This is a genomic window from Flavobacterium sp., assembly GCF_047602195.1.
GTDB lineage: Bacteria > Bacteroidota > Bacteroidia > Flavobacteriales > Flavobacteriaceae > Flavobacterium.
This window is the reverse complement of the sequence record NZ_JASGHW010000004.1, coordinates 1,046,069-1,060,993: the sequence shown is the minus strand read 5'-3', so window position 1 is coordinate 1,060,993 and position 14,925 is coordinate 1,046,069. Positions and strand designations below refer to the sequence as shown.

Below are 14,925 nucleotides of genomic sequence, written 5' to 3'. Positions count from 1 at the left end.
TAATTTACTTGAGCTTTTCGTTGTTGTGGTGGCGGTCGTGGTCACGCTGGGTCTTGAGGTCCATTTTTTTGTCGAAAGCCGCCTGCAAGTCGACGCCGGTCTGGTTGGCCAGACAGAGCACCACAAAGACCACATCGGCCAGTTCTTCGCCCAGGTCTTTGTTCTTGTCGCTTTCCTTTTCGGATTGTTCGCCATAGCGACGCGCAATGATGCGCGCCACCTCGCCCACTTCTTCGGTGAGTTGGGCCATATTGGTGAGTTCGTTGAAATAGCGGACGCCGTGGTTCTTGATCCAGCGGTCTACCTCGAGTTGGGCATTTTTGATATCCATTTTTGATGCTTTTTTAGGGACACGGTTCGTTACAAAGATAAGCGTTTCCCCCATCCGAAGCACCGGACCATCCCTTTTTCAAATGCCCGATTCCTTATGCTTTGACCAATACAATCTTTTGGCCTTGGTTCTCAATCATCTTTTGGTAAAACTCCTTGATCACCTCATAATATTCAGCCGGTACGATGGCCGTATTGATATCGGTCGAAATCGTAATCTGGATCTTGTTCCCGGTGTTGGCGATCAGGTATTTGAACAGGCCAATCTCATCGCCGGTCGAAAGATTGATAGCCTTGGGCAGCGATTCCACGGTATAGCCCTCGGGAATTTCGATCGAGATGTTGTATTTCTTTTGCACCGGGTAACCAAAATCGATTGGGTATTCGCGCTTTTCCTGGCGGAAAGGGTTTTCATTTTGTGCCAGGAAAAGCAACGGATCGATATACATTTTGTTGCCGATGATTTCGGTGCTTTTGTTGTCCTTGAATGAATAGCTTTCGACGATTGGTTTGCTCAGTTCATAATCGTTCTCGCGCGTGTAATCAATGATTTCGATGTTGTTGTGGTCATTTTCGAGCGACTCGAGGTAAGCATCCTTTTCCATGCTGCAGTTCTTTTGGCGAAAATCGAGTGCCTTGTGGTCGGTAAGCTGGCAGCGGTATTTGCCTTCGGCATGGCCATCGCCTTTGACGCTGTAGTTCATAAAAACGACATTGCGCGAAACATTTTTGGGCGTCAATTCGATTTCCTGCGAAGTCCCGTCTTTACGGATCAAACGCCCAAACCAGTTCAGGTCGCGCAACGGCAACACATTCGGGACCGCGTATTTCTCGGTGGCGTCGAGCAACAGCATGCCGTCTGGAAATTGGACTGCACAGATGACATAATTATAGGCCGTCAAGTTCGGAAACAATGCAATCCCATTGGAACGCGTACTGACCAGCACCGGGTTGGCATTGAGTCCGGCAAAACGCATCATCGCCGTCAGCATCAGGTTGATTTCACCCACATTTCCCGTTTTGTTTTTGTAGGCCGATTTGACTCCTTCGTCACAGTAATAACTGTAATAACCGTTCCACTTCACGTTGTCCTTGACATGTTTGTAAATGAGGTTGACGCTTTCCTCCTGCGATTTGCCCGCGATGAGTGCCGAGATCTGGTCTTCAAAATAACCCGTTTTCGACAACTCCGGCCCGAAATCTTCGGCCTTGTAGATCGTATTGGTTACCGTCTGCCAATCGGTAGAATAAGTCTTCAACGGCGTATTGGGAAACCGCGTCATCGACAATTCGAAGCCCACGCTGCACGTGTAATTGTTGATGTTATTTACATACATCTCATCTTTCATTGCCGGCAAGTCCTTGGTGGTGTAAATGTTCTGCGTGACATAATAGTCGATCTTGTCCGAATTGAAATTGGTCGTTACCGTACGTCCGTTGTAAAGTCTTTCCTTGCTGTTCAGGACGATGGATTTGTTGATTTTTTCGGAAGTGGTGACCGGTGTCACAAATCCTTTGTAGCTGGGCTGGTAGACAAAATATTCCGGAGTGCTGACTTTGTATTCGGAAAAATCTACCGGGATGGTCGTCTGGAAATTCCAGTCCGCTATTTTCTGGTAATTGGGCGATTTGATGCGGTAAGAAAACTCAATGACCGAGCCTTCCTTGATGGCCGGCATCGTGATTTTCTTTTTGCCCCAATATTTGTTGACTTGTTCCTCGAATTCCCCTTCGCTCTTGAGTTTGGTCTTTACAATTTCACCATTGACCAGGTTGTAGGTCACCGCATCGTCAAAACTGACGCTTTCCCGGTTGTTGCTCGGCAGGTAAAACCGGACTTCCTTGGTCGCCCATTCATAGCCTTCTTTTTTGTAAATCTTGATGCGCGTTTTGACTTCGGTAAACATGATAAAACCTTCGTTTTGGGAATACTCAAAATCGACTTTGCCTTTCTCGAACAAGATGGCGGCTACGGCCGAAGGGTCTTTGGGGTGCTCGGTTTGCTTGAGTTCTTCAAGACTGACTTTACCCAATTCGAACTTTTGGGCGGTCAAGGCGCTGCAAAATACAAGCAGCAAGAGGCAGAAGGTGTTTTTTGAGGTCATGTTATGGGTTTTTCAGTAATACAATTTTTGCGTTGTCTTGTCTGGAGACTTGTTCCATGAAGGACCTGAAGTCTTCGTATTCGGTTTTGGGGTATTGGCCTTCTTTGACAAACAATGTTCTCTTGTAGGTCAAATGCGTGGGGTCTTTTTGGATGATCTCGGTTTTGTATTCGCCAAATTTTCCGGTCAATGCCACTGCCTGCGGAAGTGCCTCAATCGAAAAACCTTGCGGCAATTCTACCGAAATGACATCCTCGTCATAACTGCCGCGGCTGATTTCAAAACCCGTTTTGCGGTTGCGCATTTTTTTGATGCTGTAGCCGTATTGGTTGAACACGTTGATCGGGAACATCATGCGGTTGTTGGAAAGATTGCCGTAATTTTCGGCTTCCATTTCGATCTGCTCGGTAAAACGGACATTCTGCTTGTCATTCTTGAATGCCGGTTTGCTGATCTTGAGGTTGGCGATGTAGTGCCAATAATCTTTGTAATGCGACTCCATTTCGGTAGGCAAATCGTTCTCCAAACCATATTTGTCCACATATTGCGCGCCTTCCGACGCAATGCTCACTTTGCCAAACAACTTGCCGGTCTGCGAAACCGCATAGCTGCCCTCGCTGATTTGCGAATTGATTTTGGCGTTGTACACTTTGGTGCGCACAATTTCACCCCCTTCCGGCTTCACGACGAGCACATCGCGGTCGTCGGTAAATTTGGCCTGACAACCAAACGGGATAACCTGGCTGGTACATTCCAACCAAACGTATTCCTTGCCATTGGGAACCGCGAGCATGGCATGGTTGCCCTGCATCGATACAAAATCGGCCTCGATGTTCTTCTTGTCGGTGTCGCCATAAACAATCGTATAATAAGACGGCACATCCACGGCCTGCAACAGGGCGCGGGTATAATTGGTGAGCGCTTTGCAATCGCCATAGCCCAAACGGTCGACATCCGATGCCGGCATCGGTTTCCAGCCGCCAATCCCTACCTGGATACCGACGTACCTCGATTTTTGCTGGACATAATCGTAAACGATTTGGGCTTTTTTGAGCGGATCGGTTTCGTTGCCTACCAGCGTTTTCATTTTCTGTTTGGTTTCTGCGGGCAATTCGGCCGTTCCGGTCAGGATCTTGTCGGCATACCAAAGCCCGAAATCCTTCCAGCTCGTGGCCGTTCCATCGACGCCCTCGAGGTGAAAATGATTGAGCCCGAACAGGACTTTCGGAAAAATCACATGCGGGGAAAGACTGTAATCCTCGTGTTTCTGTGCAGCGATATGGGTGGCCGTATAACTGATTTCGGTAGCCGAATCATGGGTCTTGGCAATATTGTAAGTCGAAAAATTGGACTCCTTTTTCCGCATGCCGACGTTTTCGGGAAAACGGATCGTAAAAATGCTTTTCTCTACCGAGGCGTGGAAACAATCGATCGGGGTCCAGGACGGTATGAACGCGGTATTGGAAGTCTGGGACTCGCATTCGAAAACAACCGTAAACGGATACTGCACCGGGGTATAATTGAGATAAACCACGCGGAAATCAGAATAAAACGTGCCACCGCCGTTGGGGCTCACATCGATAAAATCCTTTTGTCTGATTTTCTTGAGCTCATTTCCGATCGCGTCATAAATGGTCGCACTGATGTTGCGGATGCTGGTACTCTTGTTGTAATACGAATGCGCCTGGACGGCTTCCATCCCTTTTTCATTGAAGACGGTCACGATGCGTTTTTCCGAGATCCGCATGCTGCGTTGGGATTCGATCGTGATCAAATTTTCAGACAACCTGACCACGGCATTGGCATTTTGCTTCAAGCTGTCCGGGAAAAGCAACGCGGTCAGTTGCCCTTTTTGCGCAAAAAGCCCGTGTCCCATCAGGAAGAAGGCGACGAGGAGTTTGAGGTTCATTTGTTTGTTTTGGTTTGTCCAAAAATAGATTTTTTTTAGAAAACCTTAACGTTTTTTATTCTTTATTTTTGGAATCGATTACAATCGTCACCGGGCCGTCATTGAGCAGTGAAACCTTCATGTCTGCGCCGAAAATCCCGGTATGGATTTTCTTTCCCAAGGCCATTTCCAAAGACGCGTTGAAACGATTGTACATCGGGATCGCATGATCGGGTTTCGACGCCTTGATGTAAGACGGACGGTTGCCTTTCTTGGTAGAAGCGTGTAACGTGAACTGGCTTACCACGAGGATTTCCCCATCGGTATCCTTGACCGAAAGGTTCATCACGCCATCGGCATCGCCAAAAATACGCAGGTTCACCATTTTGTTAACGAGCCAATCGATGTCGGTTTGATCATCGGCATCCTCAATCCCAAGCAAAACCAACAAACCGTTGGCAATCGCCCCGGTGGTTTGTCCGTCTACCGTTACGGAGGCTTGCGCGACGCGTTGCAGCACTACCCTCATTCTGATTTTCGTGTTTGGTCGCTCGCGATGCGGTCGTCGTTGTAGATATCGGTGCGGTAATGTTCGTCGTCCCCTTCGAGGATCTGCAAGTAGCTTTTGTAGCGCGACCATGCAATCTGGTCTTGCTCGAGGGCTTTCTTGATCGCACAATGCGGCTCCTCCTTGTGCAGGCAGTTGTTGAATTTGCATTGGTCCTGCAAACGGAAAAACTCGGGAAAATACCCGCTGATTTCTTCCTTTTCCATATCGACGATACCAAACCCCTTGATGCCCGGCGTGTCGATGATGCGCGCGTCAAATGACAAATCGTACATCTCGGCAAAAGTCGTCGTGTGCTGACCCTGTTTACTCTGTTCCGAAATCACGGTCGTCTTGAGGTCAAGCCCCGGCTCGAGCGCATTGACCAAGGTCGACTTGCCCACACCCGAATGCCCCGAAAACATATTAACGTTCCCGATCATCATTTCCTTGAGTTGGTCCAGCCCTTTCTTCTCGGTCGAGGAAACGCGCAAACACGTATAACCAATCTCTTGGTAAATGTGCTGCAAATACAATTGCTCATCGAGTGTATTTTCATTCAAGGTATCAATCTTGTTGAACACCAAAACCGCCTCGATGCCATAGGCTTCGGCTGTTACGAGAAAACGGTCGATGAAACTCGTCGTCGTGGGCGGATTATCGATCGTGACCAACAGGAACACGCGGTCAATATTAGACGCAATGATGTGGATCTGTTTCGACAGGTTGACCGACTTGCGCACGATGTAATTCTTGCGTTCGTGGATGTGGTGGATCATCCCGGTCGCCGCCTCGGCACTTTCCATCTCAAAATCGACGAGGTCGCCCACCGCAATCGGGTTCGTGCTCTTGATGCCTTTCATGCGGAATTTGCCCTTCATGCGGCATTCGATAAACGCGCCATGCTCGGTCTTTACGGTATACCAACTTCCGGTCGATTTGTAAACGGTTCCTGTCATTGATGGATTTTAGATTTCAGATTGCTGATTTTAGATTTCAGATTGGCTACAAAGATAAAGGTTGTTTCTGAACCAAACTGACTAAATCTGAAATCTAAATTCTTAAATCTAAAATTAGTTACGAATTCATGATCTTGCGCTGGTGGCTGATGCTTTCCTCATGGATGGCCTTAAAAATCCGCAGGATGAATTCTTCGTTCAACCCTTTTTGTTCGCCTTCCAAAATCATTTTTTCGAGTACTTCGTTCCAGCGCTTATTTTGTAAAACCGCAATGTTGTTGGCTTTCTTGAGTGCGCCAATCTGTTCCGCAATTTTCATCCGATGCCCTAAAATCTCCAGCAGTTTGCTGTCGTCAATATCAATGTTCGCACGCAGTTTGAGCATTTCGCTGTTGAAATCTCCAGCCTCGGTCGACAATTGGCGTACGCGCAAATCCTTCAGAATTTGTTTCAAAACCGTTGGCGTTACCTGTTGTTTGGCGTCGCTCCAGGCTTCATCGGGATTGATGTGGGTTTCGATCATGAGTCCGTCATAATTCAAATCGAGCGCCTGCTGTGACACTTCCTGGATCATGTCCCGCCTTCCCGAAATGTGCGATGGGTCACAAATGAGTGGCAAATCGGGAAAACGGCTTTGCAGGTCGATGGCGATCTGCCATTCGGGTGTATTCCTGTATTTGGTTTTCTCATAAGTCGAAAACCCGCGGTGCACCACGCCCAGTTTTTTGATTCCTGCGTTGTACAAACGCTCCACGCCGCCAAGCCACAGCCCTAAATCGGGATTCACGGGGTTCTTGACGAGTACAATTTTATCGGTGTTCGCGAGTGCATCGGCAATCTCCTGCACCGCAAATGGATTGACCGTCGTTCGCGCACCAATCCACAACACATCGATGTCGTGTTCGAGCGCGAGCTTGACATGCGTAGCATTGGCGACCTCAACGGCCATCAATAATCCGGTTTCGGCCTTGGCTTTCTGCAACCATTGGAGCCCGATGGCGCCCACGCCTTCGAATCCGCCCGGGCGGGTGCGCGGTTTCCAGATGCCCGCGCGGTAAATCGTCGCATCAGAATTTTTAAGTTCACGCGCAATCTGCAAAACCTGTTCTTCGGTCTCGGCGCTGCACGGCCCGGCAATTACGAGCGGATGCGGCAGGCTGAAATCATCGAGCCATTTCCGCATTTGTTTGTCGTCCTTCATAGTGTTTGAATCGAACACAAAATTAACGCAAAAAAAAATCCCGGCGGCATCGGGAAATGATAATATTGGCATAAAAAAAGCGCCCCGTCTGGAGCGCTTTTGTATGGAATCGGAAACGATTAGAAATTCTTAGAAATTCCGATGTTTACTGTTCTACCAAAGTTGAAGCCGAAATTAGTACTATCGCCTCCATTGTTGTCATAGCTGATGGAATCAAAGCCTAAACCTCCGAAACTTACATTTAAACCAAAGTTTTTCTTCACATTGATGAAGATTGCTGGTGTAATTTGCGCGTAAAAACCGTTTCCTTTGTTTTCAGTCTCTACAGAGAACGGCGTACCTGGATCTGTAGTGCTTTTCACAGACTGGTAACCTGCATCGAGGTCAGCAAAGAAACCGAAGATTTCCGAAATGTTTCTTGAATAACGGACAAACGGGCCTACTGCAAAATTAGTGTCTTTTGTCTCAGAAGTCACTCTTGTCAAACCGGCATCGGTAGTGGTTTCTGTTTTGTCCATTCCAACATTTCCGGATAAACCAAGTGTCCAGTTGTCTGTGAATTGGTAACCCACTTTTGGCGTGAAGTTAAATTCATTTGTCTTTGTCTCGGATGTTCCTACTTCGTCCTTGTCGGTCGAAAACCCGATGTTGCCTGCAACCAAAATGGTTCCTTTTTGTGCGCTTGCAAAGCTAAACATAGCCAATGCAGCCATTACGAATACTTTTTTCATTTGTTTTGTTTTTAAGTTATTGAATTACTAATACAAAGTTTTAACAAATCCAATTAGGAAAATAAGCCGCGAAAAATAGCTTTTTAACATAGTTATCAACAGTTTTTAACAGATTGTTTATAAGTATGGATTTGCGAAAAACTAATTTTTTGCCAAGAAAAGCGTTTCCAACCAACAGCAAAATGGATTTCTGTTTACATTTGCGGTAAATCTCGGTTTATGTCTATTGAAGTCAGCAACATTTCTAAGCATTACGGCGCACAGAAGGCGCTCGATTCGGTTTCGTTTTCGGTAAAAAAAGGAGAAATTGTCGGTTTTTTGGGTCCGAATGGTGCCGGAAAATCGACGCTGATGAAAATCCTGACGACCTACCTCAGTGCCGATCAGGGCACGGCAACCGTCAACGGAAATGACGTGAATGCGAATCCGAAAGCGGTCCAATTGTCGATCGGCTATCTTCCCGAACACAACCCGTTGTACCTCGATTTGTACGTACGCGAGTATTTGGGTTTCAATGCCGACGTCTATAAAGTGTCCCAATCACGCATCGATGAAGTCATCGAACTGACCGGATTGAAACCCGAAAGCCACAAGAAGATCGGCCAACTCTCGAAAGGTTACCGCCAGCGGGTCGGATTGGCCAATGCGTTGTTGCACAACCCAGAGGTGCTGATCCTCGACGAACCGACCACCGGGCTCGATCCGAACCAATTGGTCGAAATCCGCAACGTGATCAAGAATGCCGGAAAGGACAAAACCGTATTCCTGTCGACGCACATCATGCAGGAAGTCGAGGCGATTTGCGACCGCGTGATCATCATCAACCAGGGCAAAATCGTCAAGGACGAAAAGATCGAACACATCACCAAAGGCCAGGAACAGGTGGTCGAAGTCGAATTTGATTTCCGCATCGAAGAACAGGCCATCGCCAAAATCCCGAACCTTACTTCTTATAAAAATACGCACGACATGGTTTGGGAACTCGCTTTCGAATCGGATGTGGACATGCGACCGGCCGTATTTGATTTTGCGCAGGCCAATGGGTTGAAAATCTTGCAGCTCAATTTGCGCAATAAGAATTTGGAGGCGGTGTTCCGTGAAGTGACTAAGAAATAGATTATCCGATCTTCAGATTGCCGGATGATCGAATGTCAATCTTGGATTAGAAAACCGCTCTGTAGCGAAGCGTTTCTGAAAATCTGATGGTCCGACAATCCTAAAGAAAAATCAACCTCCCTCGGTAATGCTCCACCACATTGACACTCGGCGGATGCGTGACCGAATATACATTGCCCAAACTGTAAATGTCGCCAGTCAAACTTTGCTGCGGATACACATACATCTCGTTGCTGCCGCGGTGGTACAAGTGAATATTTTCGGTCTCGAGTTGCTGCGCATACAGAATCCCGCCCGAAGCGTAGAAAGACACGTCCAAATTCTGGGCTTGGCCCGAAAGATAAAAACGCGACACACTGTTGCAACCCACCGATACATTTCCACCGCCAATGTTCAAGTAAAAATCGCTCGTACCGGTCCCGGAATAAGAATCGTTCGAATCCATCGCATACAAATGCAGGTCGGGATAAGATAAGGTTCCGGCAGAAATGATGGGCTGCTCGGTTTTCGAATACACATCGGTGAGGTTCGGCGCGGTGATGTAGACGACGGTTTGTCCGTAATCGCGCACCCAATTGCAAGTGGTGTTGTCCTCGAGCGAGAGCATGTCGCCGATCAATTTGACTTCGATGTCGCCGATCAGGTTTTCGCCCGAGCGCACTTCGACTTTGTATTCGTCGCCCTGCGCGATGACGAGACCGATGCCTTTGCGCACGATGATTTTGGTAAACACCAAACCGTCGTAGGTTTTGGAAGCCATCTTTCCGGTCGACTTCACGCAATCGCCGGGTTTGTCGCACGAGGCGAGCACCACACAGCACAGTAGTATTTGCAGTAACTTTCTCATAATCGCACGCCCAATCCAAATTCCAAAGCCTCGGCCATAAATCCATGCGTTTTGACGGATAAGGCCGCGAAGATTTTCTTCGACACATAATATTTCATCCCGACGCGGTCATAGACTTCGATGTCGAGTTCCGCCGGATCGTAAATGTAATAGCCGACCTGCGCCTCGATCGAAATGCGGTTGATGAACAATTCGTGTCCGATGAACAAGCCGATGCGTTTGTAGTCGGTGTCGGGATCGATCGGTTCTTCGGGGTACGAAATCGCGCGGTATTCGATGTAGTCTTTGTCGGAAGTCGTCAGGAACAATTCGGCCCCGAGCTGGAACGCGCTCTTGCGCCCGATGCGTTTGTCGGCATAGGCGCTGATGTGGTAAAACGGTTTCTGCCCGCTGCCGATGACCGGGCTTTCATTGACGCCGCCGCGGAACACCATATTGTATTTGATCGGTTCGACGAATTTAACCTTGGCCAAAGTCGTATCGATCTTGCGGTATTGCACTTCGCGGAAATTGTAATTGATGCCCAGGTTGAGCCCAATCGTATTGATGCCCGTGTTCGGCGATTTCATACGCCCGACCGAAAAATGCGTAAAGGTCAATCCGGCCTGGAACCCGAAATTGTCGATCAGGTTTTCTTTGCGGTAATTGATCACGAGCGCGGTATTGGCCATGAACTTCGATCCGAACGCGGTATTCTTGGGATTGGTCACTTTGTCGTACGGATTGGTCACCATCGCCACACCCTGCCCGATCTTGACGCTCAATTGGCGTTGCAGGAAATAAAAATTGTAATGCCCACCAACCGCATAAGCCTTGCCCAGCATCGGATTGCGGAAATCCTGGAACAAGAAGTAACCGCCATAATCGGGGTAATTGTAGACCGCTTCCCATTCCTGGCTGCCGTTGGTCTTGATCGAGACACTCGCCAGAAATCCTTCGGGATGCCCGGTAATCAGGTGTGCCAATTCGGGGGAATGCAACAGGACGTTGCTGCGCAGGTAATTGATGTCAATGGCCGGATATTCGGTCGTGTCCTGGGCAGACAACACACCGAAAAACATTAACAATAAGCCACATACGAATGTTTTCATAATTCCGAATGCGGCAAATATATTCTTTTTCGGTTAATCGTTGATTTTATTTTATACCGTTCGGCCATTCGGCCTCGGGTGTTTAATCGTTTAATCGGAACTTCAATAGAACAATCGGTTAAACGATTAAACGATTTACCGATTAAACAGATGAATGATTGAACCTAAAACACCTCTTGCGCAATCGCCTTAATGTTCTCAGCCTTTCCCATCGAATAATAATGCAATACCGGAATCCCCGCCTTGACGAGTTCCTTACTCTGGGCAATGCACCACTCAATCCCGATTTGGCGTACCGCATCATTGTCTTTGGCCTTGACGACCGACATGATCAAATCGTCGGGCATGTCTACCTTAAAACGGTGCGGAATCAGGTTGAGCTGTTTCTTGGTCGCAATCGGTTTGAGGCCCGGAATGATCGGTACAGTGATGCCCGCCGCGCGAACCTTGGCCACATAATCAAAATATTTCTGGTTGTCGAAAAACATCTGCGTGATAATGTAATTCGCGCCGTTCTTGATCTTCTGCTTGAGGAAATAAATGTCCGAATCCATGCTCGGCGCTTCCATGTGCTTTTCCGGGTAACCCGCTACGCCGATGCAGAAATCGGTCTTGCTCGTGTTCTGCAAATCCGAGTCGAGGTAAATCCCGTTGTTCAGGTTCGAAATCTGCGACACCAATTCGGTCGCATAATGATGCCCTTCCTTCTCGGGCTTGAAATAAATCTCGCTCTTGATCGCATCGCCGCGCAACGCCACCACGTTCTGGATGCCCAAAAAGTCAATATCGATCAGGAAATTCTCGGTGTCTTCCTTCGTAAACCCGCCGCACAAAATATGCGGGATCGCATCGACCTCATATTTGTTCTGGATCGCCGCGCAAATCCCGACCGTCCCGGGACGTTTCTTGACCACTTTCTTCTCGAGCAAACCATTCGGCAATTCCTTGAACTCGATTTCCTCGCGGTGATACGTCACGTCAATAAACGGTGGGTTGAATTCCATAAGCGGATCGATGCTGTCAAAAATCGATTGGATATTCTGCCCTTTCATCGGCGGCAAAATCTCGAAGGAAAATAGGGACTTGCCTTGGGCTTTTTCGATGTGTTCGGTTACTTTCATATTGTTTTTTTGGCCACGAATGCACGAATTTTTTAAATATCTTATGCTGAGAAATTTGTGAATTCGTGGCTATTTTTTTTATTGGGCGTGCCACCGGCGCGCCATGTTTGTTCTTCTATTTTTAATTTATCATGCGCCGCTGTCGCGCTTTCCGCTTTATCTTTTTCGTTTATGCTTCGCGAAAAAGGATGCCGCTTCAATCGCTCACGCAAACCCTCTTTCAACGAAGCGGTCTTTGCTCTTTGTTCTAGCAGCGCAGCGGTCTAATCCGCAATATTCGGCCCTAGCCACCGCGTTGCTTCCTCCACCGAAATTCCGCGGCGCTTCGCATAATCGGCTACCTGATCTTCCTTGATTTTCCCAAGCCCGAAATACTTGCTCTCCGGATTCCCGAAATAATAACCCGATACCGAAGCCGCGGGCCACATCGCCATGCTCTCGGTGAGCGTCACGCCGATGTTTTCTTCCACGTTGAGCAATTGCCAAATCGTCGGTTTCTCGAGATGATCGGGACAGGCCGGATAACCCGGTGCGGGACGAATCCCTTTGTATTCTTCCTCGATCAAATCCTGGTTGCTCAAATTTTCGTCCGAGGCATAACCCCAGATTTCCTTCCTGACTTTCTCGTGCAAATATTCGGCAAAAGCCTCAGCCAAACGGTCGGCCAGCGCCTTGACCATAATCGAGTTGTAGTCGTCGAGGTTTTGTTCAAACTCGGCTGCCCACTGGTCAACGCCAAAACCGGTCGTCACGCAAAATGCGCCCATGTAATCGGTTTTGCCCGAAGACTGGGGCGCCACGAAATCGGCCAGGGCCAAATTCGAAGCGCCTTTGGTCTTCTGTGATTGCTGACGCAAGGTCAAAAAAGTAGTTGGTTGTTGGTTATTGGTTGTTTGTATTTCGATGTCGTCGTCATTTATCGTATTGGCTGGAAAAATGCCATAAATGCCTTTGGCCGTGAATCTTTTCTCGGTCAAAATCTGCGACAACATTTGCTGCGCGTCCTTGAAAACCGAGGTCGCCTGCTCGCCCACCACCTCATCCTGCAAAATCGCGGGATACTTGCCATACAATTCCCAGGTACGGAAAAACGGCGTCCAGTCGATGTAAGGAACGAGCGTTTCCAAATCGACTTCGATGGTTTGCGCGCCAATGACCTTTGGCTTTACGGGATGGTAATTGTCCCAATCGAGCCGCAGTTTGTTGGCCCTTGCCTGTTCGATGGTCAGGAAATTCTTGTCGCGCGAACGGTTCAGGTAGCCTTCGCGCAATTCGTCGTATTCGGTGCGCAAATTTTTGGCATAATCGATTTTGGTATCGGTGTTGAGCAAGTTGCCCGCCACGGTTACCGCGCGCGACGCATCGTTGACATGCACCACGGTTTCGCGGTATTCGGGCGCAATCTTGACGGCGGTATGTGCACGCGAAGTGGTGGCACCGCCAATCATGATCGGAATATTGATGTTGAGTTTGTCGAGTTCCTTGGCGAGATACACCATTTCGTCGAGCGATGGCGTAATGAGTCCGCTGAGTCCGATGATGTCCACATTTTCCTTGATGGCCGCGTCGATGATTTTTTCGGGCGGTACCATCACACCCAAGTCGATGATTTCGTAATTGTTGCAACCCAGTACAACCGAAACGATGTTTTTCCCGATGTCGTGTACATCGCCTTTGACGGTTGCCATGAGGACTTTTCCGGCCGAAGAAGATTTACCGTCTTTTTCGGCTTCGATAAACGGCAACAGATAAGCCACGGCTTTTTTCATCACACGCGCCGATTTGACCACCTGCGGCAGGAACATTTTCCCGCTGCCGAACAAATCGCCCACGACGTTCATGCCATTCATGAGATGGTTTTCGATGACTTCAATTGGGCGGGTCACCGATTGGCGCGCTTCTTCGACATCGGTTTCAATAAACTCGTCGATGCCTTTGACGAGCGCATGCGTCAGTCTTTCCTGCAACGAATGCGAACGCCATTCCTGTGTGACTTTTTCATTGGTTTTGGTTTCGCCCTTGAGCGTTTCGGCGAATTCGAGCAAACGTTCGGTCGCGTCGTCGCGTCGGTTGAGCAAAACGTCTTCGACAAACCTGAGCAAATCCTTTGGGATTTCGTCGTACACTTCGAGCATTTCGGGATTCACGATGCCCATCGTCATGCCGTGGTTGATCGCATGGAACAAGAACGCCGAATGCATCGCCTCACGTACCTTGTCATTGCCGCGGAACGAAAACGACACATTGCTTACGCCTCCAGAAATGTGGGCGTGCGGTAAATTTTCACGGATCCATTTGGTCGCGTTGAAAAAGTCGAGTGCATTGAGTTTGTGCTCATCCATTCCGGTGGCAACCGGGAAAATATTGGGGTCAAAAATGATGTCTTCGGCTGGGAAACCCACTTCATCGACGAGGATGTCATACGATCTTTTGCAGATTTCGATGCGGCGCTCGTAATTGTCGGCCTGGCCCACTTCATCGAAGGCCATTACGATGACGGCCGCGCCATAACGTTTGATCAGTTTCGCGTGGTGGACAAATGCTTCTTTGCCCTCTTTTAAGGAAATCGAATTGACAACACTTTTGCCTTGCACGACCTTGAGTCCGGCTTCGATGATGTCCCATTTCGAGCTGTCGATCATGATCGGGACACGTGCGATATCGGGTTCGGACGCGATCAGGTTGAGAAAAGTCGTCATCGCCTGCACGCCGTCGAGCATGCCTTCGTCCATGTTGATGTCGATGATCTGGGCGCCGCCTTCGACCTGGTTGCGCGCAATGTCGAGCGCTTCTTCGTAGCGTTCTTCTTTGATTAAACGCAAAAATTTTCGCGAGCCGGTCACGTTGGTGCGTTCGCCAACATTGACGAAATTCGTTTCGGGTGTGATGATGAGCGGCTCGAGGCCGGAAAGTTTTAGGTATTTTCTACAGTCTGCGTCTGGCATTTTATTTTTTGTTGGCCACGAATGCACGAATTATTTTAGCGTAA

At 48.5% G+C, this 14,925-nt stretch carries 13 protein-coding genes; 1 reads left to right on the top strand and 12 read right to left on the bottom strand.

The annotated features are described in order from the left end of the window. Positions 1–4: 4 nt before the first annotated feature. The 7 genes from QM717_RS10810 to QM717_RS10780 all read right to left on the bottom strand — a co-directional run bounded on the left by QM717_RS10810 (position 5) and on the right by QM717_RS10780 (position 7,761). Positions 5–331, bottom strand: coding sequence for a nucleotide pyrophosphohydrolase (locus QM717_RS10810; protein WP_415037485.1), 327 nt, complete (start codon positions 329–331; stop codon positions 5–7). Positions 332–425: 94 nt separating this feature from the next. After that, on the bottom strand, positions 426–2,435 hold the full coding sequence (locus tag QM717_RS10805; protein ID WP_415037484.1) for a DUF3857 domain-containing protein: 2,010 nt from the start codon (positions 2,433–2,435) through the stop codon (positions 426–428). A 1-nt stretch (position 2,436) separates the two neighbouring features. Next, positions 2,437–4,344 carry a DUF3857 domain-containing protein gene (locus QM717_RS10800; protein WP_415037483.1) on the bottom strand — a complete coding sequence of 636 codons (1,908 nt, stop codon included), beginning with the start codon at positions 4,342–4,344 and terminating at the stop codon, positions 2,437–2,439. Between the two features lie 55 nt (positions 4,345–4,399). Further along, positions 4,400–4,852 (bottom strand): D-aminoacyl-tRNA deacylase, encoded by a 453-nt coding sequence (gene dtd / locus QM717_RS10795; RefSeq protein ID WP_415037482.1) that lies wholly within the window; start codon positions 4,850–4,852, stop codon positions 4,400–4,402. Beyond that, the gene (rsgA, locus tag QM717_RS10790; RefSeq protein WP_415037481.1) at positions 4,849–5,829 is read right to left on the bottom strand and encodes a ribosome small subunit-dependent GTPase A; all 981 of its coding nucleotides are present in this window, start codon (positions 5,827–5,829) and stop codon (positions 4,849–4,851) included. Before rsgA ends, dtd begins: the two co-directional genes overlap by 4 nt. A 118-nt stretch (positions 5,830–5,947) precedes the next feature. Beyond that, positions 5,948–7,030, bottom strand: a complete 1,083-nt coding sequence (locus QM717_RS10785; RefSeq protein WP_415037480.1) for a chorismate mutase — start codon at positions 7,028–7,030, stop codon at positions 5,948–5,950. Positions 7,031–7,149: 119 nt separating this feature from the next. Further along, positions 7,150–7,761, bottom strand: a complete 612-nt coding sequence (locus tag QM717_RS10780; protein WP_415037479.1) for an outer membrane beta-barrel protein — start codon at positions 7,759–7,761, stop codon at positions 7,150–7,152. 219 nt (positions 7,762–7,980) lie between these two features. Here QM717_RS10780 and gldA point away from each other — a divergent pair, with 219 nt between their 5' ends. Further along, the gene (gene gldA, locus QM717_RS10775) at positions 7,981–8,877 is read left to right on the top strand and encodes a gliding motility-associated ABC transporter ATP-binding subunit GldA (protein ID WP_415037478.1); all 897 of its coding nucleotides are present in this window, start codon (positions 7,981–7,983) and stop codon (positions 8,875–8,877) included. Positions 8,878–8,977: 100 nt separating this feature from the next. Here gldA and QM717_RS10770 read toward each other — a convergent pair whose 3' ends face one another. From QM717_RS10770 to metH, 5 genes are all read right to left on the bottom strand, one after another. Beyond that, on the bottom strand, positions 8,978–9,724 hold the full coding sequence (locus tag QM717_RS10770; RefSeq protein ID WP_415037477.1) for a head GIN domain-containing protein: 747 nt from the start codon (positions 9,722–9,724) through the stop codon (positions 8,978–8,980). Then, positions 9,721–10,815 (bottom strand): acyloxyacyl hydrolase, encoded by a 1,095-nt coding sequence (locus QM717_RS10765; protein WP_415037476.1) that lies wholly within the window; start codon positions 10,813–10,815, stop codon positions 9,721–9,723. Before QM717_RS10765 ends, QM717_RS10770 begins: the two co-directional genes overlap by 4 nt. Positions 10,816–10,979: 164 nt before the next feature. Then, complete coding sequence (gene metF, locus QM717_RS10760) at positions 10,980–11,936, bottom strand: methylenetetrahydrofolate reductase [NAD(P)H] (protein WP_415037475.1); 957 nt, start codon at positions 11,934–11,936, stop codon at positions 10,980–10,982. A 41-nt stretch (positions 11,937–11,977) separates the two neighbouring features. Further along, positions 11,978–12,160, bottom strand: coding sequence for a hypothetical protein (locus QM717_RS10755; RefSeq protein ID WP_415037474.1), 183 nt, complete (start codon positions 12,158–12,160; stop codon positions 11,978–11,980). Positions 12,161–12,199: 39 nt separating this feature from the next. After that, on the bottom strand, positions 12,200–14,881 hold the full coding sequence (gene metH, locus QM717_RS10750; protein WP_415037473.1) for a methionine synthase: 2,682 nt from the start codon (positions 14,879–14,881) through the stop codon (positions 12,200–12,202). Between the last annotated feature and the right edge of the window lie 44 nt (positions 14,882–14,925).

What these genes read in the sequence shown, in the direction of transcription:
- metH (WP_415037473.1), bottom strand. Translation starts at nt 14,881, where the DNA reads ATGCCAGACGCAGACTGTAGAAAATACCTAAAACTTTCCGGCCTCGAG.
- QM717_RS10785 (WP_415037480.1), bottom strand. Translation starts at nt 7,030, where the DNA reads ATGAAGGACGACAAACAAATGCGGAAATGGCTCGATGATTTCAGCCTG.
- dtd (WP_415037482.1), bottom strand. Translation starts at nt 4,852, where the DNA reads ATGAGGGTAGTGCTGCAACGCGTCGCGCAAGCCTCCGTAACGGTAGAC.
- gldA (WP_415037478.1), top strand. Translation starts at nt 7,981, where the DNA reads ATGTCTATTGAAGTCAGCAACATTTCTAAGCATTACGGCGCACAGAAG.
- QM717_RS10780 (WP_415037479.1), bottom strand. Translation starts at nt 7,761, where the DNA reads ATGAAAAAAGTATTCGTAATGGCTGCATTGGCTATGTTTAGCTTTGCA.
- QM717_RS10810 (WP_415037485.1), bottom strand. Translation starts at nt 331, where the DNA reads ATGGATATCAAAAATGCCCAACTCGAGGTAGACCGCTGGATCAAGAAC.
- QM717_RS10770 (WP_415037477.1), bottom strand. Translation starts at nt 9,724, where the DNA reads ATGAGAAAGTTACTGCAAATACTACTGTGCTGTGTGGTGCTCGCCTCG.
- QM717_RS10805 (WP_415037484.1), bottom strand. Translation starts at nt 2,435, where the DNA reads ATGACCTCAAAAAACACCTTCTGCCTCTTGCTGCTTGTATTTTGCAGC.
- QM717_RS10800 (WP_415037483.1), bottom strand. Translation starts at nt 4,344, where the DNA reads ATGAACCTCAAACTCCTCGTCGCCTTCTTCCTGATGGGACACGGGCTT.
- rsgA (WP_415037481.1), bottom strand. Translation starts at nt 5,829, where the DNA reads ATGACAGGAACCGTTTACAAATCGACCGGAAGTTGGTATACCGTAAAG.
- QM717_RS10765 (WP_415037476.1), bottom strand. Translation starts at nt 10,815, where the DNA reads ATGAAAACATTCGTATGTGGCTTATTGTTAATGTTTTTCGGTGTGTTG.
- metF (WP_415037475.1), bottom strand. Translation starts at nt 11,936, where the DNA reads ATGAAAGTAACCGAACACATCGAAAAAGCCCAAGGCAAGTCCCTATTT.